Here is a 22,602-nt window from a genome sequence, read left to right as displayed (position 1 = left end):
ACAAGGAGTTGATATGCCCACATCACAATTAAACGGACTCGAATATCTAACCGCAATTAAGAATGGGGAAATTTCCAGTTCAGCCATGAGTGAAATTATTCCCATGCGTCTGATCTTGGTGCGCGAAAACTATGTGGAATATGAGGTGCGTCCTGATCAGCGCCATTATAATTTACAGGGTGGTATTCATGGCGGCTTTTGTGCAACGGTTCTAGATAGTGCCACTGGCGCTGCCGTGCATACGACAGTAGATGCAGGTGTCAGTTTCTCGACCATTGACCTGAATGTAAAAATGCTGAAAGCGATGAAAAGCGGCGAAACCTATACAGCTATTGGTGAAGTCATCCGGATCGGGCGTAATGTACTGACCTCAGAAGGCCGAATTATCGATAAAGAAGGTAAAGTTTATGCTTTTGGTTCAGCGACTTTATTAGTCACTGCCCGTAAGTAAATCATTACAGTGATGTAATCAATCCCTGCATGTGCAGGGATTTTTATTTTGAAAGAAGAATCCCAATAATGCCATGCATATCATAGATACATGGCATTAAGACTATGACTAAACTGTTATGCAGCTTCAGGGTTTTCAATCACCATCGCCAAGCCTTGACCCAGACCGATACACAGACTAATCACGGCATATTTTTTACCGGTACGCTGTAACTGACGTGCAACGGTTAAAGCCAAACGCGCACCCGAACAGCCCAGTGGATGACCAATGGCAATCGCACCACCATTTGGATTGACACGCGGATCATCCAAAGCGACATCCAGACCTTTCAGGCAAGATAATACCTGACTGGCAAAGGCTTCATTAATCTCGATGATATCCATATCGTCTAGCGTCAAACCAGCACGTTGTACTGCCTTTTTAATCGCTTCAATTGGGCCTGCACCCATGATGCGTGGCTCAATGCCAGCGGCTGCAGAAGACAGGATACGAGCCAAAGGTTTTAAGCCATACTGTTCCTGAACTTTTTCACTGCCGATAATCAGTGCTGCAGCACCGTCATTGATTCCTGATGCATTACCCGCTGTTACTACACCACCTTCAAATAGCGGTTTTAACTTGGATAAAGCTTCAAATGTTGAAGATGCACGTGGATGCTCATCCTGAGTAATTTGTTTAGGCGGCAATTTGCGTCCTTGAGAAACTTCAATCGGGGTAATTTCACCTTCAAAGAAACCTGATTCTTTCGCTACCTGATATTTTGCCTGTGATGCAGCGGCAAAGGTATCAGCCTGTTCACGGCTAATACCGAATTCTTCAGCCACGTTATCACCTGTTTCAGGCATACTGTGCGCGCCAAACTGATCCGTAAATTTACGGTTCGGGAAACGGGTACCAATCGTGGTGTCATAAATTTTGGCATCACGTGAATAAGCACTTTCTGCTTTGCCCATCACAAAAGGCGCGCGGGTCATACTTTCTACGCCACCAGCAATGTACAACTCGCCTTCGCCTGCAGTGATGGCACGTGCCGAATCAATCACAGCACCGAGACCTGATGCACATAAGCGGTTTACCGTCTGCCCCGGAACTGTTACCGGCATACCCGCTAACAATGCTGCAAAACGTGCCACATTACGGCTGTCTTCACCGGCCTGGTTGGTACTACCAAAGATTACATCTTCTACGTCTTCTGCCGGGATACCGGTTTTTTCCAGCAGGTTTTTAATGACTGTAGCTGCCAGATCATCTGGACGTACGCTTGCCAGACTTCCGGCATGGCGACCGATTGGTGAACGTAAACCATCATAAATATATGCATTTAACATGAGTGTTATTCCTTTAACTTTTTAATTAATGTGTTGTATGAACAAGAGGCAGACCAAGCTGAACGCGGCGACGCAACCAAGGACTTGGACGGTAACGCTGGTCACGGGTAATCGCAGTCATGCTATCCAGAATTTTCAGGATTTTTTCAGCACCCAGCACATCCCCCCATTCAATTGGACCATATGGATAGCCAAGGCCTAATTTCACCGCGATATTGATATCTTCCACCGTTGCAACGCCTTGCTGGGCAATATCACAGCCGAGATTCACAATCATCGCCAAAGCACGTTGAGCCACAAAGCCGACGCTTTCCTGAATTACGCTGGCGGTCACACCATCCAGATTGAAAATTGATTGGGCTGCTTTTACCAGCTCAGGTTGGGTCACAAAAGTTGGCATCAAGGTACGGTGTTTATGCAGACCATATAGCAGATCGATGCACACCACTTGCTGAGGTGCCACCTGATAACGGACAGCGGCTGATGTTGCATCTTCACCATAAGTGGCAATCAGGATTAAAGCCTCTACTGAAGGTATCTCAGTTTGCTCAATCTGAATGTTGAACTGTTGCAGATATTGCTCAAGTGCCTGACGGTCTTCGTCATATTCGGTGCCTAGCCAGACTGATGGATATTGACTTAACTTTTCAACCAATGCTGGAGTAACATCACCTTCTTTGCTACCCGATGTGTAATCATAAAAACCTTTACCGGTTTTACGACCTAACTGCTTGGCAATAAAACGCTGACGGGTAATCACGCTTGGACGGTAACGTGCTTCTTCATAATACTGGTGATAAATCGACTCACTCACCGGGTGCGAGACATCCATACCGGTCAGATCACCTAATTCAAACGGCCCCATTTTGAAACCGATTCCGTCACGGTAGATCCTGTCAATATCATAAAATGGTGTAACATTTTCATTCAGAATTGCGTAGGCTTCGCTACCAAAGGCACGGCCGGCATGGTTAATGATAAACCCTGGCGTATCTTTAGCTTTGACCGGACGATGACCCATTTTTATAGAGAGCTGGGTTAATGCTTCAATAATGTCAGCACGGGTATTAAAGCCTTCAATCACTTCGACCACTTTCATGAGTGGGACCGGATTAAAGAAGTGATAACCGGCAACACGTTCTGGCTGCTTACAGTTGGCAGCGATTGCACTGATCGACAATGAAGATGTATTGGATGCCAGAATCGCTTCTGGTTTTATAATTCCTTCCAGTTGCTGCATCAGTTTTTGCTTGATTTCCAGATTTTCAATAATCGCTTCAACAATCAAGTCACAATCTTTCAGGTCTTCTAGCTGCTGCGCAGTCGACAGATGAGCAATATCTTCAGCGGCTTTTTCATGGCTGAATTTACCTTTATCTGCCAAGGTATTTAATGTTTTGGCCAGTTTATCCTGTGCCTGTTCGGCTGCCCCTTCTTTGGCATCAAACAGCACCACATCATGACCAGACTGAATCGCGATCTGGGCAATACCTGCACCCATCGTGCCTACACCAATAATGCCGATTTTCTGAATCTGAATACTCATGCTTATCGTCCCTGATAATTCGGTTTACGTTTTTCAATAAAGGCCTGCATGCCTTCTTTTTGATCTTCGGATGAGAACAGCATCTGGAAAGACTTACGTTCCAGGGTAAGTCCGGCATTAAGCGGCACATCTTCAGCCAATAAAGCCACTTCCTTGATTTGTTCAAGCGCAATTGGCGGCATTTTCGCTAGGCCTTCCGCCATCTTGATAGCTGTAGCAAGGGTTTCACTGTCTTCAGTCACCTGGGACACCAGACCAATTTGATAGGCTTCCGGTGCAGGCACCAGACAACCGGTCATGATCATGCGCATGGCATGAAATTTGCCCACTGCACGGAATAAACGCTGGGTACCACCGGCACCCGGCATAACACCCACTTTGACTTCAGGCTGACCAAACTGGGCGCTTTTCCCGGCAATAATAATATCTGCATGCATCGCCAGTTCACAGCCACCACCAAGTGCATAACCGTTTACAGCTGCAATCACCGGTTTTGAACACTGTGCAATCGCCTGCCAGTAACGTTCAGTCCGGCGCTGCATCATTTGAATGGTTTCTGCATTGGCCAGTTCTTTAAGATCGGCACCTGCTGCGAAATCTGTTTCACCACCGGTAAGAATAATGGCACGTACATTTTCATCGTCATTCAGTTGCAAAAATGCCGCCGCAAGTTTCTGGCGAACTTCTGTATTCAGGGCATTTTTCGCTTCTGGTCGATGAATTTTAACCATCGCTACATGTGCTGAAACTTGTTCTACTTGAACGACCTGTTCCATTAAAATCTCCATTTATTTTGTATAGCGAAATTTTATTTTATATAAAACTAAGGTTTCTCAAGCTATAAATCAAGGATTTTTAACTCCAGAATTCAAAAAAGTTATTTTTTACTAAAAATAGAGTAAAAACTCTTGTTTAGATGGTTATTTTGTGATTAATTGATTTCGCAATACGGAATTAAATATTTTAAATGCAATCTGATTATCCATTTAAATGAATAATCACCATAAGGCAGAACTTAAAATTAATTTACGAAATCAAATTTTCCAGCAATGAGATGATTTTGATTTAGCGTAATAAAGTGAAAAATCGAATGTAGCCTGATAATAAATACAGCGGCTGTAGCGTTCAGGAGCAAGTCTGTTAAATCAGGAAAACTATGTTTCCGTGAGGAAGAAAAATGGATTTAGCGGTAGCAGAGGAAATGCTACTTTTAATATATAGAGGATATAAGAATGACAAGCGATACCATCGTAACAGGAGACAATAAAACCGATGTCTCCTCCACGGATACCATCAAACAGGCGCCAAAACGTCTATGGATGACGGCTTTTGTCTTTGCTTTTCTGATTTTGCTCTGTGACGGTGCAGATATCGGGATTCTGGCTTTCAGCCTGACCAGTCTGAAAGCTGAATGGGGACTAACTTCTGTACAGGCGGGTGCTTTAGGAAGTTATTCTCTTTTGGGTATGGGAATCGGAGGTTTTATTGGTGGATGGGCATGCGACAAATTTGGACGTGTCCGCGTCATTGTACTGGCCACCATCGCCTTCTCGATCTTGTCAGCCTACTCAGGTTTTGCTCAGTCTTATACTGAATTTGCAATTTTACGTACTCTTTCTTGCTTGGGTTTAGGCTGTTTATATATTGCCTGTAATACCCTGATGTCAGAATACGTACCGACCAAATACCGTACTACTGTACTGGCAACATTGATGACTGGTTTCACTTTAGGTTCATTGGTGATTACCATGATTTCAGGCTGGATTATTCCTGAGTTCGGCTGGCGTATGCTGTACTGGATCACAATTGCTCCATTAGCTTTGGGTATCCTGATGCACTTTATGGTGCCAGAGCCAGAATCATGGAAACGTGTCCGTGAAATGAAAAGAACTGGTCAGATCGTGGATAACGATGCGAAAAAAGGCAATCCATATATCACCATTCTTAAAGACAAAACCCATGGCAGAATGTTTATCTTATGGTCATTCAGCTCTGGTTTCTTGCTATTCGGTTATTTCGGTGTAAGTAACTGGCTGCCAAGTTATCTTGAAGCTGAATTAGGCATCAAGTTTAAAGAAATGGCCCTGTATATGGTGGGTACGTTTGTCACCATGATTTTTGCCAAAATTATTGCAGGTTATGTTGCTGATAAAATTGGCCGCCGTATTGTATTTGCTTTCGGCACCATGGGAACGGCTCTGTTTATCCCTGTCGTGGTGTATATGCATAATGCCGATAACATTGGCGTACTGATGCTAATCTTCGGCTTCCTGTACGGTATTCCATATGCCATCAATGCAACCTATCTAACCGAAAGTTTCCCGACTGGTGTTCGTGGTACAGCGGTGGGTGGTGCATTCAATATTGGTCGTATCGGTGCAATCTTCGCTCCAATTACGATTGGTTATCTTGCGATGCATGGTTCGATTGGTACAGGTCTGTTGGTAATGGGTGCAGCATACTTCCTATGCGGTTTGATTCCTGCCCTGTTTATTAAAGACCGTTTATACGATCCGCAAAAAGCAGAATAAACCCCACTTCGGAAGGCAGGTCAAATCGCTGCCTTCCTCTTTCTCCAAATATTGACCATACGTATAGAAAGGTTTCCTTTCATTCAGAATTAAAAGTTTCTTCAGGGATTAAGAAATGAAAAAATTAGTTTTAGCAACATTATGCAGTATTGCTTCTGCACAGGCATTTTCAGCAGAAGCATCTGAAGACCGGATGCAGTTTTTAGAATCACAGTTAAAGCAAATCCAGGCTGAACTGGAACAACAAAAAGCAGCGCAACTCGCGCTAAAGACCCAGCAGGAAGAAGCCAAAGCCCAAGACTCTAAAACCCTGAGTTCAATGGTTGACAATGTCGATGTTTATGGTTTGATCCGCTTTGATGGTGCAGTCGATTTCAAAAGTACGACTGAAGCCCGTGGCCGAACTATTAACCAGATCAATAAAGTGCCTTTTACTGAACCGGATTCTGTACGTTCCGATTTTACTGCGGCTGCCAGCCGCATAGGTTTCCTTGCCAAAGATCTGGGAGGAAACCCGAATGTTTCTGCTCGTTTAGAAGCCGACTTCTGGACCAACAATGGTAAAGGCGATGGTGGATTACGTATCCGTCATGCACACTTAAAATACTATAACTGGACGTTTGGTCAGGCCTGGTCATTGATGTCTACACCAGAGATTAGCACTGAAGCTGTCGATTACAGCTTGTTCCTGGGTGGATCAGTCCTACGTACGCCTCAGGTGAGCTATGCTTTCAAACTTGATCCAGAAAATACCTGGAATGTCGGTCTGGAATATATGGCCGGTGGCGATCGTTCTTCTGTTTTGCCTGCCTTAACCACTAAATATGTTCATCAATCAGGACCGCTTCATTTATTAGCTCAAGGCTTTGTCAATCAAAAGCAAGCGCAAACAGATACAGGTGATATTGAAAAAGTCGGTTGGGGTGTAGGTCTTGGTGGACGTTACCGTTTAGATGATAAAAACTCGATCCAGGGGAACTATTTCCATATGGTCGGAGATCAGCGTATTGCCGCTTTCTTGACTCAAGGTTCAACAACCGATGGTGCTGCCTGGGGTGGCGATTATTCAGTCGATCCAATCAATAATGAACTTTTGCTCAATGAGTTCAATAGTATAAATATTGGCTTCACGCATAAATTTACGCCAAAACTACGGAGTAGTATTAATGCCAGCGTTGTTGATTTTGATGATTCCAGCGACTATGCACGCGCGAATCCTGAAACCAATAAGCGCTTAACCGACTATGTGGCCAACGTGATCTATTCTCCTGTTCCAAAGATTAATCTGGGTGCAGAATATCATCATGGCAAACGTGAAACCTTTGACAATAAGGAAGCAGATATTTCACGTATCAACTTCTCTGCTAACTATAGTTTTTAAAGCCTCAGGAGACAAGGATGTCAGCCCAAGGGCAAATTTCACGCCGTTTCATGTTCATGATGGCAATGACCTGCGCACTCTGCGCAGGTTGTAACTATTTTAACCAGCCCCTGATTTATTCTATTGCAGAGGATCTGCAAATCAGTGTGGCTCAGTCTGGCTGGACTGTAGTACTGACTCAGATTGGCTATGCCACCGGATTATTTTTGTTTGTCCCTCTGGGTGATTTGTTTGAAAAACGGCTGTATATCTGCAGTTTGATGTTCTGTACCGGATTGGCGCTTATTGGGCTTTCAGCCAGTACCAATCTGCATATGTTGTATGGCTTTACCCTGCTCGCCTCTTTTTGTTCGATCACCACCCAGATTCTGATTCCTTTTGCCGCCAGCCTGTCGCAGCGTGATAAAAGTGCCGAAGTCGTTGGCCTACTCATGAGTGGTGTTCTGGTGGGTATTCTGTTTGCCCGTACCGTGGCCGGACTGATTTCTACTTTATGGTCCTGGCATGCGGTGTACTTGTTTAGTGGTTGTGCAATTCTTCTGCTGAGTCTGGCCATGTGGTTCCAGTTACCAAGCGCTAAGAGCCAGTTGCAGATGAATATATTGCAAATTTATCGCTCACTATTTACCTTTGCACGCACAGAACCCATGCTGATCAGGCGTAGTATGATCGGCGGCTTGGGCTTTGGCATGCTGAGTATTATCTTTACTACCATGACTTTTATTCTGGCTGAAGCACCTTATCATTTTAATGATTTCCAGATTGGTCTCATGGGTATTGTGGGGGTGGTCGGCATCTGGTCCTCTCAGTGGACCGGTAAAATGATTGGTAGGCATCGGGAAAAATGGATTGCGCACCTAGCCACATGCGGACTGATTCTGGCCTGGATTCCTTTATTCTTTGCCCAGAATTATTTATGGATTTATATCTTGGGCTTAATTCTGGCTTATTTTGGAATTTCCTGTTTGCATGTCTTGAACCAGAATCTGGTCTATCGAATTTCAATGCAGGCTCGCTCGCGGATTAATGCCATCTATATGACCTGTTATTTTTCAGGTGCCGGTCTGGGTGCATTTTTATCGCTGCATTTATGGAAAAGCTATGGCTGGTCTGCCTGCGTCATTTTAGGTTTTATTTTTGCCGTGTTGATCTTTTTGATTAACTATTATGATTTAAACCAAGAAAGAAATTTAGCCAATATTCAGCCTGAGCCTTAGATACTGTTAAAAACCTTTGGGGTTAAAAGCTTATTTTTTTATCCCGCTTTCTATACTAAGCATAAATTATAGAGATGATACGCTGATAAAATAGGAAAATTTTTGAGGTCTGTTTGCCATTGCCTTTCTATCTGAAGAGCCGTTAAAAATATTGAGATACCTTAACTTTCTAGAGTTAATTCATTTTACTATTTTCCATCGCGAGATAAACAGGCTTCAATTCAGTTAAAGGCGCAGGTTTTGCATAGAAGAAGCCTTGTAGCAGATCACAGCCCTGTTGATAGAGCAAACTGGCCTGACTTAAGGTTTCGACACCTTCTGCGACAACTTCCAAATCCAGTTGATGTGCCAAGTGAATAATCGATTGCACAATTGCAGCATCCTGACCATCGAGGGTCAGCTCTTCAATAAAACTACGATCTAACTTGATTTGATTGATCGGCAAGCGACGTAAATAACTGAGACTCGAATAACCTGTGCCAAAGTCATCAATGGCAACCTGTACACCTAAAGCACGCACCGCTTTCAAAATTTCTATGGTTCGATCTGCACCATTAATGATGACGCCTTCCGTAATTTCAATTTTAAGTAATTCCGGTGGTAATTGACTGAGTTCAAGAGCATGTTCAAGTACTTGCAAAAAACCTGCTCTACGGAATTGCAAAGGCGAAATATTCACCGATACTGTGATCTGGCTATTGTGCGTCTTGTTCCACTCCGCAATATCTAGACAGGCCTTTTCCAATACCCATTGACCTACGCTAATAATTTGCCCGGTTCTTTCTGCAAGTGGAATAAAAATCGCTGGGGAAATATAACCCTGCTGTGGATGGCACCAACGGATTAAAGCTTCTACACCTGTTACCAGTCCAGTTTCAGGATGAATCAACGGCTGATAGAACAGGTCAAAATTTTCCTGATTGATCGCTTCCATGAGTTCCAGACGCAGATTCGTATAGTCTATTTCTGCGACAGGTTGCATTCTGTTTTTTTCATACCACTGCCACATATTACGACCTTGTCTTTTAGCTTCCTGCATCGCCAAAACAGACTGATAGATCAATTCAGAAGAATGATGGATTGAACTGTCATCTGCCACGATACCAATACTGGCACTTAAATGGATTTTGTACTGATCGACGATAAACAGCATGGAAAGAAGATCAAGAATTTCTCCGGCGATCGCCTCGACTTCAGTGTGCTCATCTGTCCCTGAGAGCAGTAAAATAAATTCATCTTCAGCAAAGCGGCATAGCACATTATTGCCTTGAACAAATTTTTGCAGCCGCTCGCCCACACTTTTGAGAATCTGGTCACCCACCAGATGACCTAAGCTGTCATTGATATTTTTAAAATCATCCAGATCTATATACAGCAAGACTAAAGGTTGTGAGCTCTCGTGCTGTACTTCAAAAATATCTTCCAGAATCTGTTTGAATGCATGCTGGTTCGGTAAACCGGTTAAATGATCATGAGTATGCTGATGCTGAATATATTCTTCGTGAATACGTTGCTGGGTAATATCTTCCTGAATCCCCAAAAAATGGGTGCAGGTTCCTGTCTGGTCAAAAATAGGACCTATGGTTAAACGATTCCAGAACCAGCTGCCATCTTTACAGTAACTTTTTATAGTCACCTGAATTTCTTTTTGTTCTTTGACCGCTTGCTTGAGTAATGTAATCTGATCCGTATCAGTATCTGGACCCTGTAAGAAAAAACAGCTTTGTCCTAATACTTCTGCTGCTGTATAACCGGTGAGCTTTAGAAAAGCTGGATTCACATACACCATTAGTCTTTCTTCAGAAACATCGGTAATAAAAAGACTATTCGGACTGGCCTCTACTCCACGTTTTAATAATCGCAGAGACTCCTTGTTTTCACGCGATACAGTAATATCTCGGGCAATGCCAATAATACCGGTGACTTTCTGATTTTGAATAATCGGTAAATTGGTCAGATCCAGCCATAAGATATCGCCTGCAACATTATAAATTGGAAGTTCATAATGTTGAGATTTACCTTGCGCCGCTTCTGAAAATGAAACGTTAGCAAGTTCATGGAATTCGGGCGGTATGAAGGCACAATAGTGCTGACCATGGATTTGCGCTTTAGAAAAACCTGTAATTTCTTCGCAAGCAATATTGGTATTAAGCACATGTCCCTGTAGGTCAAGTTCAAAAATAATATCTGGATGATAGGTATAAAATGAGCTGTATTTTTCATTAAGCTCATGTCTTTTTTGACGTTCCTGATCAAGCTCAATTGCGAGAGCAACTAATTTTGCCGCTTGCTGTAAAAGCTGAATATGATGTTCAGTCGGTATTTTCGGTGTTCGATAATAAGTGGCAAACGTTCCGTACAAAATATCTGAAGCATTAATAATCGGCATAGACCAGCAGCTAGACAATTTTTCTGCATTTACCAAAGCACGGTAAGACTGCCAGTTTGGGTCTTTCATTAAATTCGGACTAATGACCAACTGACGTAAGAAAGCAGCTACGCCACACGATCCTTGATTTGGCCCAATTTTCAAATCTTGAATAGCATTACAGTACTCTTTTGAAAAGTGCTGTTTGCCACTTATAACATTTAAAGTTTGGGTGTCATCCTGATAGAGCATAATGGTGACAAGCGCATCTGGAATGCGCGATTCAAGCCACTGGCTAATGACATCGAGGATAGGCTTAAGTTCAGTATGGCGACCAATCAGATTAAAAATATGAAAAATTTCTTGATCATCACAATTATTATTCATTCAGACTATCACCTTCCTTAGCTTGTTAACATTTTAGACTTATTATTAAAATAATCATTAGCAAAAGTTTGTATTTATATCTTTAAAATGCGGAAATATGGTCAATATTACGTGTATTTGATAATAATTCTAAAATTTAAAAATCACAGCCGAAGCTGTGATCTAAAACTATACTTTTACTCAATCAGAATATTGCGGACTTATTTTTAGGCTGCTTGTTGACGACTGTCCACTAATTTACAGCCAGTCTGCCGTTGCAATTCTTCAAAACTTAAGCCATCCACTATTTCAATAACCTGAGCCTGGTTGTCTTTTAATTCAATCACACAGAGATCGGTATAAATACGGTTGACACAATGTTTACCTGTTAGAGGATAAGTCAGTTCTTCAACAATTTTTGCTTCACCATTTTTGGTCACATGTTCCATGCAGACATAGACACAGCGAGCACCTACTGCCAGATCCATCGCACCGCCTACAGCAGGTACAGCATCAGCATTACCAGTATGCCAGTTCGCCAAATCACCATTAATAGCAACTTGAAAAGCCCCCATGATACAGATATCCAGATGCCCGCCTCGCATGATATCGAAAGAGTCGGCAGAATTCATAAAGCTTCCGCCTTGCAACATGCTTACGAGCTCTTTGCCAGCGTTAATCAGGTCATCATCTGCTTGTTCAGGATCGCCCAATGCAGCAAAACCTAAAACGCCATTTTCCGAGTGCAGAATTACTTCCTGCTCAGGTTTTAAATAACCTGCTACACGTGTCGGCAAACCAATCCCCAAATTTACAAAAGAGCCAGTTGGGATGTCTTGTGCAACTTTAGCTACAATCTGTTCACGACTACGTTTTTGAATATTCATTATTTAATATCTCCAACCTTGACCACATGCTGTACAAAAATTCCCGGCGTTACAATGATCTCTGGATCAAGCTCTCCCAGTTCCACAATCTGATGCACTTGTGCAATGGTGGTTTTTGCTGCTTTGGCCATGATCGGACCAAAATTCCGTGCTGCCTTACGGTAGGTCAAGTTGCCCCACTGATCTGCCTGATTGGCATACACAAAGGCATAATCAGCGTGAATCGGATATTCCAGCACATAATCTTTTCCATTGATATTTCGGGTTTCTTTACCTTCAGCAATTTTGGTACCAAAACCGGTTGGAGTAAAAACAGCTCCTAAGCCAGCACCGGCTGCCTGAATACGGCAGGCCAGATTGCCTTGTGGCACCAGTTCCAGCTCAACTTTTCCTGCCTTGTACATATCTTCAAAGACGGTTGAATTATTGGCCCGCGGAAATGAACAGATCATTTTTTTAACCAGTCCAGACAACAGCAGATTGGTTAGACCACGATCTCCAGAAGCAGCATTGTTGTTAATAATGGTTAAGTCTCGAGGACCAAGATCAATTAATGCTTCGATTAATTCTACCGGCTGACCTGCCAGGCCAAAACCACTGGTCATAATGTGTGCACCATCAGGAATTTGCTTGAGTACTGTCTCGATATCCTGTGTGATTTTATTCATCATATTGCTTCCTAGCATGTTCTATCTATATTGCAATTGCAGATTAATCTGCCTTTTGCGGATCAAATAAGCGGTCTTTAATAAAGAAAGCGGGTATCAAGCCACAAAGAAAATAGGCAATGCCCATAATCAGTAAGCCCGTACCAATTGAGCCTCCTTGAGCAAAATAGCCAATGGTAAGAGGTGCAAACACAGCACCCAGTCGGCCGACGTTATATGCCCCACCCACTGCTGTTCCACGCACTTTGGTAGAGAAACTTTCTGTCATGTAAGTCGCATTAATACCGTATGGAATACCATAGAGAAAACCGAAAAATAACATCAGCCAGAGAATGTTATCTGGCGTATTACCAAAGACAATCACAGGGATAAAAATCGCAGTACCCATGGTGCCAAAAGCAAATACCGCACGGCGGCCAATCCGGTCAGCGATAAAACCAGCAATGACTTTGGTACACATCATGATCAGGAAAGTCCCGATCATATACATGGTCATTTCTTTAAACTTGATTCCCAGATCAGTCTCTAAATAGGCCGGTAGCCAGTTACTGACTCCATAATATCCAAATTGTAAAAATGCGGTACTGAAGGACCAGAGGATAAACATGCGACGGCTAAGTGCATCTTCAAAAATCATTTTAAAAGTGTTTTTTTGTTTTTCCTGAACAATACCACTGGCTTTTGCATCCAGGCGGGCCTGACGTGCTTCTAACCAGGCTTTCGGTTCAGGCACCAAGAAGTACATCGCGAAAGCCAGTACAATTGGAATAATGGCAATATAATAGAGGTATCGCCAGCCAAACTCAGGTAATAACCATCCAGCCAGAACAGTTGCGACCACCGAGCCTAAAGTCCAGCCAGTCATGAGCGTTGCCAATACTGTAGAGCGATATTTTGTGGGTACATACTCTGCCATGAGGGTGTTACAGGCAATATATAGAGCACCTAGTCCAATCGCAGACGTAAAACGCAGCCATTTGAACTGATCATAACTTTCCACGAATCCCAACCAGAAGGTTAATGAAGAAAATAATGCGATGGCAATAACGATCACACGAACCCGGCCAAAACGGTCACAAGCCCAGCCACCAAAAAAACCGCCGATAGCCATGCCTGCAAGTGTCCAGCTTCCTAAGGCACCGGCCTGCATATTACTTAATGAAAACTCTTGTTTCAGACTGGTCAGACTGTAGGCTAATAATGCAATATCAGCGCCATCAACCAGTAATGCCAAAAATGAGAAGATAAAGGCCAGAATCCAGACTTTTTGCTTGGGTTCGTTTCCACCTTCCACGGGGTGTTGTTGTGAACTGATCGTATCCATAATGCTCTTTCTACTTTTCGGCACTCCTGTGCCTTTTTAAAACGCATATTTCACTTAATTATTTAGGTGAAATATAGAATATTTACTGATCATTACCACGCTTGAACAAGGTGGTATAGAAATGCTTTTCAAGGTTTTTAAAAATTGAATACGGTGAAATCACATAGCAATCTACGAATAGATGTGATTAAGCCGCGATTCTTAAACCCTTAAAACAATCTAGCCAGCAATGCTGGCTAGAGGTTGATGTCACATTTAGTTGCAAAAGGCTGCAATTCCAGTTTGTGCACGACCTAAAATCAAGGCATGTACATCATGGGTACCTTCATAGGTATTTACCACTTCCAGATTAACCAGATGACGGGCCACACCGAATTCATCAGAAATCCCATTACCGCCCATCATGTCACGGGCCAAACGGGCAATATCCAAAGCTTTGCCGCAGTTATTACGCTTAATTAAAGACGTACCTTCAACTGACGCAATGCCCTCATCTTTCATGCGGCCAAAACGTAAAGCCACCTGTAAGCCAAGGGCAATTTCAGTTTGCATATCTGCCAGTTTTTTCTGAATTAACTGATTCGCAGCAAGTGGTCGGCCAAACTGTTTACGGTCCATGGTGTACTGATGTGCGGTATGCCAGCAGAATTCTGCAGCTCCCATGGCACCCCATGCAATCCCGTAACGCGCACTGTTCAAGCAGGTAAAAGGCCCTTTTAAACCACGCACTTCCGGAAATGCATTTTCTTCTGGAACAAAGACGTTATCCATCACAATTTCACCGGTGATTGAGGCACGTAAACCCACTTTGCCGTGAATTGCTGGAGCAGAAAGCCCTTCCCAGCCTTTTTCTAGAATAAAGCCGCGAATGTCACCGACATTACCTTCAGCAGATACCTCTTTGGCCCAAACTACAAATACATCAGCAATCGGGCTGTTGGTAATCCACATTTTTGCGCCTGTTAAGCGGTAACCACCCTCGACTTTTTTGGCACGGGTAATCATGCTGCCGGGATCTGAACCATGATCTGGCTCAGTCAAGCCGAAGCAACCAATATACTCACCAGTTGCCAATTTTGGTAAATACTTCTGCTTTTGCTCTTCAGAACCAAATTCATTAATGGGTACCATCACCAGAGAGCTTTGTACGCTGGCCATTGAACGGTAACCTGAATCGACACGTTCAACTTCACGAGCAATCAGACCATAACTGACATAATTTAAACCTGCACCGCCGTACTGTTCCGGAATGGTTGGACCGAGTAAACCCAGTTCTCCCATTTCACGGAAAATAGCCGGATCGGTTTTTTCATGACGGAACTGTTCCAGTACACGCGGCATCAGTTTGTCTTGACAGTACGCTGCCGCTGCATCGCGAATCATGCGCTCTTCTGATGTCAGTTGCTGTTCGATTAAAAACGGGTCTTGCCAATCAAATCTAATTTTTGTCGTCATTTTAATATTTCCTTATTTTAAAATTATGAGATTAGGCGGTTGCTTGTTTAATCATTTCACGCGCAATAATAATTTGCTGGATTTGTGTGGTTCCTTCATATAAACGGAACAGACGCACATCACGGTAGAAACGTTCAATTGAATATTCACTGATATAACCCGCTCCACCATGAATCTGCAAACAGCGATCAGCAACTCGACCACACATTTCAGTTGCAAACATTTTGGCACAAGAGGCTTCAGTCGTAACATTTTGGCCAGCATCACGTAGACGCGCAGCATCCAGCACCATACATTTGGCTGCATAAATCTCGGCTTTGGAGTCTGCCAACATACCTTGGATTAGCTGGAAATTCGCAATGGGCTGGCCAAACTGTTTGCGTTCCACTGCATAGTTAAGTGCATCTTCCAGCATACGCTCTGCCATGCCGACGCTATAACCGGCAATGTGCAGACGGCCCTTATCTAGAACGCGCATTGCTGTTTTGAAGCCAATCCCTTCTACACCGCCAATCAGCTGATCTTTATGCACTTTACAGTTATCAAAAATTACATCACAGGTATAGGAACCATGTTGGCCCATTTTCTTGTCAATTTTACCTAGGCTTAAACCAAGTGTGCCTGCTTCGACTAGAAATGCTGAAATACCGCTCGCACCTTTAATCTCTTGATTGGTACGTGCCATCACGGTAAATGTCGTGGCACGTGGTGCATTGGTGATAAAGCGTTTAGTTCCGTTTAAAATATAATAATCGCCGTCTTTGACTGCACTGGTTTTTAAAGCAGCAGCGTCTGAGCCGGAATCCGGTTCGGTCAAACAGAATGAACCAATAATTTCGCCCGTTGCATAACGCGGTAAATATTTCTGTTTTTGTTCTTCTGTACCGTCGATAATGATGCCGCTTGAGCCAATGCCGTTGTTAGTACCAATTAAAGAGCGAAAGGCAGCCGATGTATGGCCCAATTCCATCGCGACCAGAATTTCTTCTTCCATGGTAATGCCTAAACCACCATATTCTTCAGGAATCGTCAGGCCAAACAAGCCCAGCTCTTTCATCTGTTCCACAATATGTTCAGGAATGGCATTGTTCTCTTCTACTTCATGCTCAAGAGGCACCAGTTCATTTTTTACAAAATCGCGAATCGTTGACAGAAGTTGGTCGAGCATTTCCGGATCACGAATCATATGAATCTCCATGGATATAATTTAGGTAAATTCCTTTACCCTTATTTTTGTTTCGTATTACGAAATAAATAATCATATAAAATCATTTTGAGCAAGTGAAATTATTAAAAATTTTATATTTTAACTAAAAAATGAAATTTTTCTGGTATTCCAGTTGATTTGTGTTTAATATTTAATTTCACGATACGAAATATTTTGATGAGTGATTATTCTATTTATCAGTTTTTTTGAATAGATAATTAAACCTTTTTTCTTGCTGTAATATTTATCGATCACTGACTCTTTCGGAGAAATCGAAACTTTTTAAATATATTGGCTACGTGTTAAACCTAAAAAACTAGATGATTTTATATTGTCTTCAAAGTTGGGTAACAGGATTCTTTTCGATCACAAATAATTTCGGCACTTTTTCCTATATTTTATCTTTTGTAGAAGTGTTTTATTTTGTATCGTGAAATTATGTTGCTATCATATTCATTAATTTAACTTTAATTGCCCTGACCATGACAAAAAATAAAACTGGTGAAATTCCCAACTTTGATGAAATCCGTTTAGATCCGATTTCACATATTCATAGAGAAAATAATCCTCAATTTATTGCGTCTATTGCGCGTGGATTGGAAATCTTACGTTGCTTTTCAGCGACCAATCAATTGCTTGGCAATCAGGAAATTGCACAATTAACCAACTTACCCAAGCCAACTGTGGCCCGTATTACCAGCACCCTGGTTTCTTTAGGTTATTTAAAACAACTACCGAATACCACGAAATATCTGTTGGATGTTGGCGTATTGGCTTTGGGTTATGCAGCTTTGAGTAATATTTCTGCGCGGACTCAGGCTTATCCGTTTATGGAAGAAATGTCCCGTTATTCCCAAGCCCCTGTGGCAATGGCTACCCGTGACCGTTTGAGCATGATTTATCTGGAAGTGGTACATACAGAATCGACGCTAACCATGCGCCGCCCTGTCGGTTCGACTTTACCGATTCATAGCAGTGCCATGGGACGGGCCTGTCTGGCAGCGATGGATGTGAAGGAACGCGAATATTTATTTGATGCCATCAAGAAAAGAAACGAAGATCAGTGGCCAACCATCAAGCGTAATCTGGAACGTGCAATCCGTGATTATCAGGATTATGGCTACTGTCTGTCTTTAGGTGACTGGGCTAAGGATGTGAATTCCGTGGCAGTTCCGTTGGTTCACCCCAAACATGGGATATTAACGTTTAACTGTGGTGCCCCAAGTTATCTGTTAAATCAGGAAAAACTGGAAAATGAAATTGGACCGCGTCTGATTCACATGGTGAATAATATTGCAATGAATCTCAATAACATATAAAAAATTAATTATCAGAGCGACATTAAGTCGCTCTTTTATTGAATACCCAATCTACACATCTTCTTCCTTTATCCAGAATTCTCAGCAAACCTTTTTAATGCTGCGAAATAGATAAGATTTAAAAAAGATAAATTCCTATTCCAAATAAAAAGATCAAAAATAAGCTTCATAACCGATTTAGATAATGCTATAAATATCGTATAGCGAAATTGGATTTTATATTATGGAAGATATAACAAGAGAATCGATGGAGTTTGACGTCGTCATCGTAGGCGCAGGCCCTGCGGGTCTTTCTGCTGCGATCAAAATCCGTCAACTTGCAATTGAAAACAACTTAAACGATTTGTCCGTTTGTGTCGTAGAAAAAGGCTCCGAAGTCGGTGCACATATTCTGTCTGGTGCGGTACTTGAACCGCGTGCCATGAACGAGCTGTTCCCGGACTGGAAAGAACAGGGTGCCCCGCTAAATGTCCCAGTGACTGAAGATAAAACCTTCTTCCTGCTGTCAGATGAAAAATCACAGGAAGCACCGCACTGGATGGTGCCTAAAACCATGCATAACGATGGCAACTATGTCATTTCACTGGGCAATGTGGTGCGCTGGTTAGGCCAGAAAGCGGAAAAACTGGAAGTGTCGATCTTTCCGGGCTTTGCCGCGTCTGAAATTCTGTATCATGCCGATGGTACAGTCAAAGGCATCCAAACCGGTGATATGGGTATTGGTAAAGATGGCGAACCAACGCATAACTTTACCCCGGGTTATGAACTGCATGCCAAATACACGTTATTTGCTGAAGGTTGCCGCGGTCACTTAGGTAAGCGTTTAATCCAGAAGTTCAACCTGGACAAGGACGCTGATCCGCAACACTACGGTATCGGCATTAAAGAGTTGTGGGAAATCGATCCTGCCAAGCACAAACCGGGTCTGGTGATGCACGGTGCCGGCTGGCCACTAAATGAAACTGGTTCTTCAGGTGGCTGGTGGTTATACCATGCTGAGAATAACCAGGTGACTCTGGGCATGATCGTAGATCTGTCTTACACCAACCCGCATATGTATCCCTTCATGGAAATGCAGCGCTGGAAAACCCATCCATTGATCAAGCAGTATCTGGAAGGTGGTAAGCGTATTTCCTATGGTGCCCGTGCCGTGACCAAAGGTGGTTTTAACTCGCTACCAAAATTCACCTTCCCGGGCGGCTCATTGATTGGTGATGATGCCGGCTTCCTGAACTTTGCCAAGATCAAGGGCTCACATACTGCAATGAAGTCCGGCATGCTCTGCGGTGAAGCGGTGTTTGAAGCAATTGCGGCCGGTGTACAACAAGGCGGTGATCTGGCGATTGCACGTGTTGTAGAGGGTGAAGATTTCTTTGTCAAAGAACTGACCGCTTATACCGACAAGTTTAACAACAGCTGGCTGAAAGAAGAGCTCTATAACTCGCGTAACTTCGGTCCTGCGATGCACAAGTTCGGTCAATGGATCGGTGGTGCCTTTAACTTTATCGACCAGAACGTTTTTAAAGTGCCTTTTACCTTGCATGATCTGGTTCAAGACCATGCTGCGCTAAAAACCCAGGCGGCTGAGAGCTTCAAGCCGAACTATCCAAAACCGGATGGCAAGCTGACCTTTGACCGCCTGTCTTCGGTGTTTGTATCGAACACGGTCCATGAAGAAAACCAGCCAGCACATTTGAAACTGACTGACCCGTCCATTCCGGTTGAAGTGAATCTGCCGAAATGGGATGAGCCTGCGCAGCGTTACTGCCCGGCAGGTGTCTATGAAATCATGGAAAATAATGACGGTTCCAAGCGCTTCCAGGTCAATGCAGCCAACTGTGTGCACTGCAAGACCTGTGACATCAAGGATCCGTCCCAGAACATCACATGGGTAACACCGGAAGGTGGTGGTGGTCCGAATTACCCGAATATGTAAGGTAATTCCTGTGAAGGAGAAAAATACATCTATTTCTCACATTCACATACCCAATCTTGAAGCAGTTAGTATTAACACTTCACTTTAATTTTTTAGGTAATCCCAGTTCCCTCGGGAGCTGGAATTAATAAGCTAGAATAGAAATAATAGAAAAGATTGCATATAGGGTCAGAGATAAAAATGGCCTATTCGAAACCTAGTAAGCCATCTTTAAGATTTAAAACAAATAACGAAAATTTTTAGTCATTCATCTATGGATTATTGCTGAGCCACAAACTTGGCACGCGCTGCATGCAATTTCTTATAGCTGTCAATCAGGCGTAAATGACGGTCCAGTCCTTCAAGCTGCATATTGGTTTCGGTCAAACCATAGAAACGAACTGTGCCTTCGATTGAACCTAGAACGGCATCCATACGGGCATCACCAAACATACGGCGGAAGTTGTGCTCATAATCATCCAGTTCCATTTCATCATCCAGAATGACTTCCAGAACGACATTCATGCACTGGTAGAACAGGCCACGTTCAACGGTATTGGTATTGAACTGCAGGAACTGCTCAACCAGATCTTTGGCTTCTTCAAATTGCTGCAAAGCCACATAAATCAGCAGTTTCAGTTCCAGAATAGTGAGTTGGCCCCATTCAGTATTTTCATCGAACTCGATACCGATCAAGGTTTTGATTTCGGTATAGTCATCCTCATCTGCTTCTTCCAGACGCTCAACCAATGCTTGCAGTTGTTCATCATCCAGTCGATGCAGATTCAGGATATCTTCACGATATAACAAAGCCTTGTTGGTATTGTCCCAAACCAGATCTTCTACCAGATAGATTTCCGAATAGCCCGGTACCAGAATACGGCAAGCTGTTGCACCTAGATGGTGATACACCGCCATATAAACTTCATGGCCCATGTCTTCCAGAATCGTGAATAATTCCTGAGCTTCGTCCGCATTCGAATTTTGACCGTTATTAGTGAAATCCCACTCGACAAAATCATAATCTGATTTCGCGCTGAAGAAACGCCAAGACACTACACCGCTCGAGTCGATGAAATGCTCGACGAAGTTATTTGGTTCAGTCACGGCATTACTGCTAAAGGTTGGTTTTGGCAGATCATTCAGACCTTCAAAACTACGGCCTTGCAATAACTCAGTCAGACTGCGTTCCAAAGCCACTTCAAAGTTTGGATGGGCACCAAATGAGGCAAATACACCGCCGGTACGTGGGTTTATCAAGGTGACACACATGACCGGGAACTGACCGCCTAAAGATGCATCTTTGACCAGAACCGGGAAGCCCTGTTCTTCTAGGCCTTTAATGCCTTCAACAATTTTTGGATATTTTGCCAGAACATGTTCAGGCACATCCGGTAGTGCCAGTTCACCTTCCAGAATTTCGCGTTTTACCCCACGTTCGAAAATTTCAGAAAGACATTGTACTTGCGCTTCAGCCAAGGTATTGCCGGCACTCATCCCGTTACTTAAGTAAAGGTTTTCGATCAGATTCGACGGGAAATAAACGGTTTCACCATCAGACTGACGTACAAATGGCAATGAACAGATGCCACGTGCTTTATTACCAGAGTTGGTGTCGTAAAGATGGATACCCAATAATTCATCTTCAGGATCATAAATTTCACGGGTATGTTCATCTAAAACTTCTGCAGGTAGTTCGCCATTTGGACCTGGCTGGAACCATTTTTCATCTGGATAATGCACAAATTCGGCATTGGCAATATCCTCACCCCAGAACTGGTCGTTATAGAAAAAGTTGCAATTCAGACGCTCAATAAATTCGCCCAAGGCAGATGCCAGCGCACTTTCTTTGGTCGAACCCTTACCATTGGTAAAGCACATTGGTGACTGCGCATCACGGATATGTAGCGACCACACATTCGGCACGATATTACGCCAAGACGCGATTTCAATCTTCATGCCAAGGCCTGCCAGAATGGCAGACATATTGGCAATCGTTTCTTCCAGCGGAAGGTCCTTACCCGGAATGAAAGTCGTATGGTCAGAAGCCAGACTTGGCATTAACAAGGCCTGAGCATCTGCATCGATACTTTCTACTTCTTCAATGACAAATTCAGGACCGGTTTGAATTACTTTTTTGACGGTACAACGGTCGATCGAACGTAAAATTCCCTGGCGGTCTTTTTCAGAAATATCAGCCGGTAGTTCCACCTGAATTTTAAAAATCTGTTTATATCGGTTTTCAGGATCAACGATATTGTTTTGAGATAGGCGGATATTGTCGGTCGGAATATCACGTGCCGCGCAATAGACTTTGACAAAATAAGCCGCACATAAAGCTGAAGATGCCAGAAAATAATCGAATGGGCCGGGTGCCGAACCATCGCCTTTATAGCGGATCGGCTGATCGGCGATTACCGTGAAGTCATCGAACTTGGCTTCCTGACGAAGATTATCGAGATAATTGACCTTAATTTCCATGTGGATACCTAAATATTCTTATGTGCCGTCACGGACAGATAAGATGCTGAATCTGAATATACAAGCCGGTTCACGGAGGAGAACTTGAATGAAAAATAGAAAATGGTCAGGTTATACCATTTGACGAAGTGTCTGGATAACGCTGCCGAGAATGGGCG

General features: G+C 43.2%; 16 protein-coding genes. 6 read left to right on the top strand and 10 right to left on the bottom strand.

Annotated elements, in window-relative coordinates:
- Positions 1-13 precede the first annotated feature (13 nt).
- Entirely contained in the window at positions 14-451 is a 438-nt protein-coding gene (locus NI466_RS06545) for a PaaI family thioesterase (RefSeq protein WP_103800035.1), read from the top strand.
- A gap of 116 nt (positions 452-567) precedes the next feature.
- On the opposite strand, the gene NI466_RS06540 is transcribed toward NI466_RS06545, so the two are convergent.
- Genes NI466_RS06540 through NI466_RS06530 form a run of 3 tightly spaced genes read right to left on the bottom strand, consistent with a single transcriptional unit; the run spans position 568 to position 4,101 of the window.
- Positions 568-1,779, bottom strand: a complete 1,212-nt coding sequence (locus NI466_RS06540; RefSeq protein ID WP_253173128.1) for a 3-oxoadipyl-CoA thiolase — start codon at positions 1,777-1,779, stop codon at positions 568-570.
- Positions 1,780-1,804: 25 nt separating this feature from the next.
- Positions 1,805-3,325 (bottom strand): 3-hydroxyacyl-CoA dehydrogenase, encoded by a 1,521-nt coding sequence (locus tag NI466_RS06535; RefSeq protein WP_253173127.1) that lies wholly within the window; start codon positions 3,323-3,325, stop codon positions 1,805-1,807.
- 2 nt (positions 3,326-3,327) lie between these two features.
- Positions 3,328-4,101: an enoyl-CoA hydratase gene (locus NI466_RS06530; RefSeq protein ID WP_005096905.1), complete on the bottom strand. Its 774-nt coding sequence runs from the start codon at positions 4,099-4,101 to the stop codon at positions 3,328-3,330.
- 456 nt (positions 4,102-4,557) lie between these two features.
- Here NI466_RS06530 and NI466_RS06525 point away from each other — a divergent pair, with 456 nt between their 5' ends.
- The 3 genes from NI466_RS06525 to NI466_RS06515 all read left to right on the top strand — a co-directional run bounded on the left by NI466_RS06525 (position 4,558) and on the right by NI466_RS06515 (position 8,454).
- Entirely contained in the window at positions 4,558-5,856 is a 1,299-nt protein-coding gene (locus NI466_RS06525; RefSeq protein WP_005100333.1) for an MFS transporter, read from the top strand.
- A 115-nt stretch (positions 5,857-5,971) separates the two neighbouring features.
- The gene (locus NI466_RS06520; protein ID WP_253173126.1) at positions 5,972-7,237 is read left to right on the top strand and encodes a DcaP family trimeric outer membrane transporter; all 1,266 of its coding nucleotides are present in this window, start codon (positions 5,972-5,974) and stop codon (positions 7,235-7,237) included.
- A gap of 17 nt (positions 7,238-7,254) precedes the next feature.
- A complete protein-coding gene (locus tag NI466_RS06515; RefSeq protein ID WP_004646967.1) occupies positions 7,255-8,454 on the top strand; it encodes an MFS transporter in 1,200 nt (399 codons plus the stop codon).
- Positions 8,455-8,629: 175 nt separating this feature from the next.
- Here the strand turns inward: NI466_RS06515 and NI466_RS06510 are convergent, their stop codons facing one another.
- The 6 genes from NI466_RS06510 to NI466_RS06485 all read right to left on the bottom strand — a co-directional run bounded on the left by NI466_RS06510 (position 8,630) and on the right by NI466_RS06485 (position 16,708).
- The gene (locus NI466_RS06510) at positions 8,630-11,209 is read right to left on the bottom strand and encodes a bifunctional diguanylate cyclase/phosphodiesterase (protein ID WP_253173125.1); all 2,580 of its coding nucleotides are present in this window, start codon (positions 11,207-11,209) and stop codon (positions 8,630-8,632) included.
- A gap of 206 nt (positions 11,210-11,415) precedes the next feature.
- Positions 11,416-12,075, bottom strand: coding sequence for a 3-oxoacid CoA-transferase subunit B (locus NI466_RS06505; protein ID WP_253173124.1), 660 nt, complete (start codon positions 12,073-12,075; stop codon positions 11,416-11,418).
- Complete coding sequence (locus tag NI466_RS06500; RefSeq protein WP_071850666.1) at positions 12,075-12,746, bottom strand: 3-oxoacid CoA-transferase subunit A; 672 nt, start codon at positions 12,744-12,746, stop codon at positions 12,075-12,077. Before NI466_RS06500 ends, NI466_RS06505 begins: the two co-directional genes overlap by 1 nt.
- A 40-nt stretch (positions 12,747-12,786) precedes the next feature.
- Complete coding sequence (locus NI466_RS06495; RefSeq protein WP_253173123.1) at positions 12,787-14,067, bottom strand: MFS transporter; 1,281 nt, start codon at positions 14,065-14,067, stop codon at positions 12,787-12,789.
- A 255-nt stretch (positions 14,068-14,322) separates the two neighbouring features.
- Positions 14,323-15,522: an acyl-CoA dehydrogenase gene (locus NI466_RS06490; protein WP_005096909.1), complete on the bottom strand. Its 1,200-nt coding sequence runs from the start codon at positions 15,520-15,522 to the stop codon at positions 14,323-14,325.
- Between the two features lie 31 nt (positions 15,523-15,553).
- Positions 15,554-16,708 carry an acyl-CoA dehydrogenase family protein gene (locus tag NI466_RS06485; RefSeq protein WP_004730987.1) on the bottom strand — a complete coding sequence of 385 codons (1,155 nt, stop codon included), beginning with the start codon at positions 16,706-16,708 and terminating at the stop codon, positions 15,554-15,556.
- 503 nt (positions 16,709-17,211) lie between these two features.
- Here NI466_RS06485 and NI466_RS06480 point away from each other — a divergent pair.
- Both NI466_RS06480 and NI466_RS06475 read left to right on the top strand, forming a co-directional pair.
- A complete protein-coding gene (locus NI466_RS06480; protein WP_004280319.1) occupies positions 17,212-18,048 on the top strand; it encodes an IclR family transcriptional regulator in 837 nt (278 codons plus the stop codon).
- 223 nt (positions 18,049-18,271) lie between these two features.
- A complete protein-coding gene (locus NI466_RS06475) occupies positions 18,272-19,984 on the top strand; it encodes an electron transfer flavoprotein-ubiquinone oxidoreductase (protein ID WP_253173122.1) in 1,713 nt (570 codons plus the stop codon).
- Between the two features lie 258 nt (positions 19,985-20,242).
- On the opposite strand, the gene NI466_RS06470 is transcribed toward NI466_RS06475, so the two are convergent.
- Complete coding sequence (locus NI466_RS06470) at positions 20,243-22,444, bottom strand: OsmC domain/YcaO domain-containing protein (protein ID WP_253173121.1); 2,202 nt, start codon at positions 22,442-22,444, stop codon at positions 20,243-20,245.
- Between the last annotated feature and the right edge of the window lie 158 nt (positions 22,445-22,602).

Source organism: Acinetobacter lwoffii (assembly GCF_024129595.1).
GTDB classification, from domain to species: Bacteria; Pseudomonadota; Gammaproteobacteria; order Pseudomonadales; family Moraxellaceae; genus Acinetobacter; species Acinetobacter lwoffii_O.
This window is presented reverse-complemented; position numbering and strand designations above follow the sequence as displayed.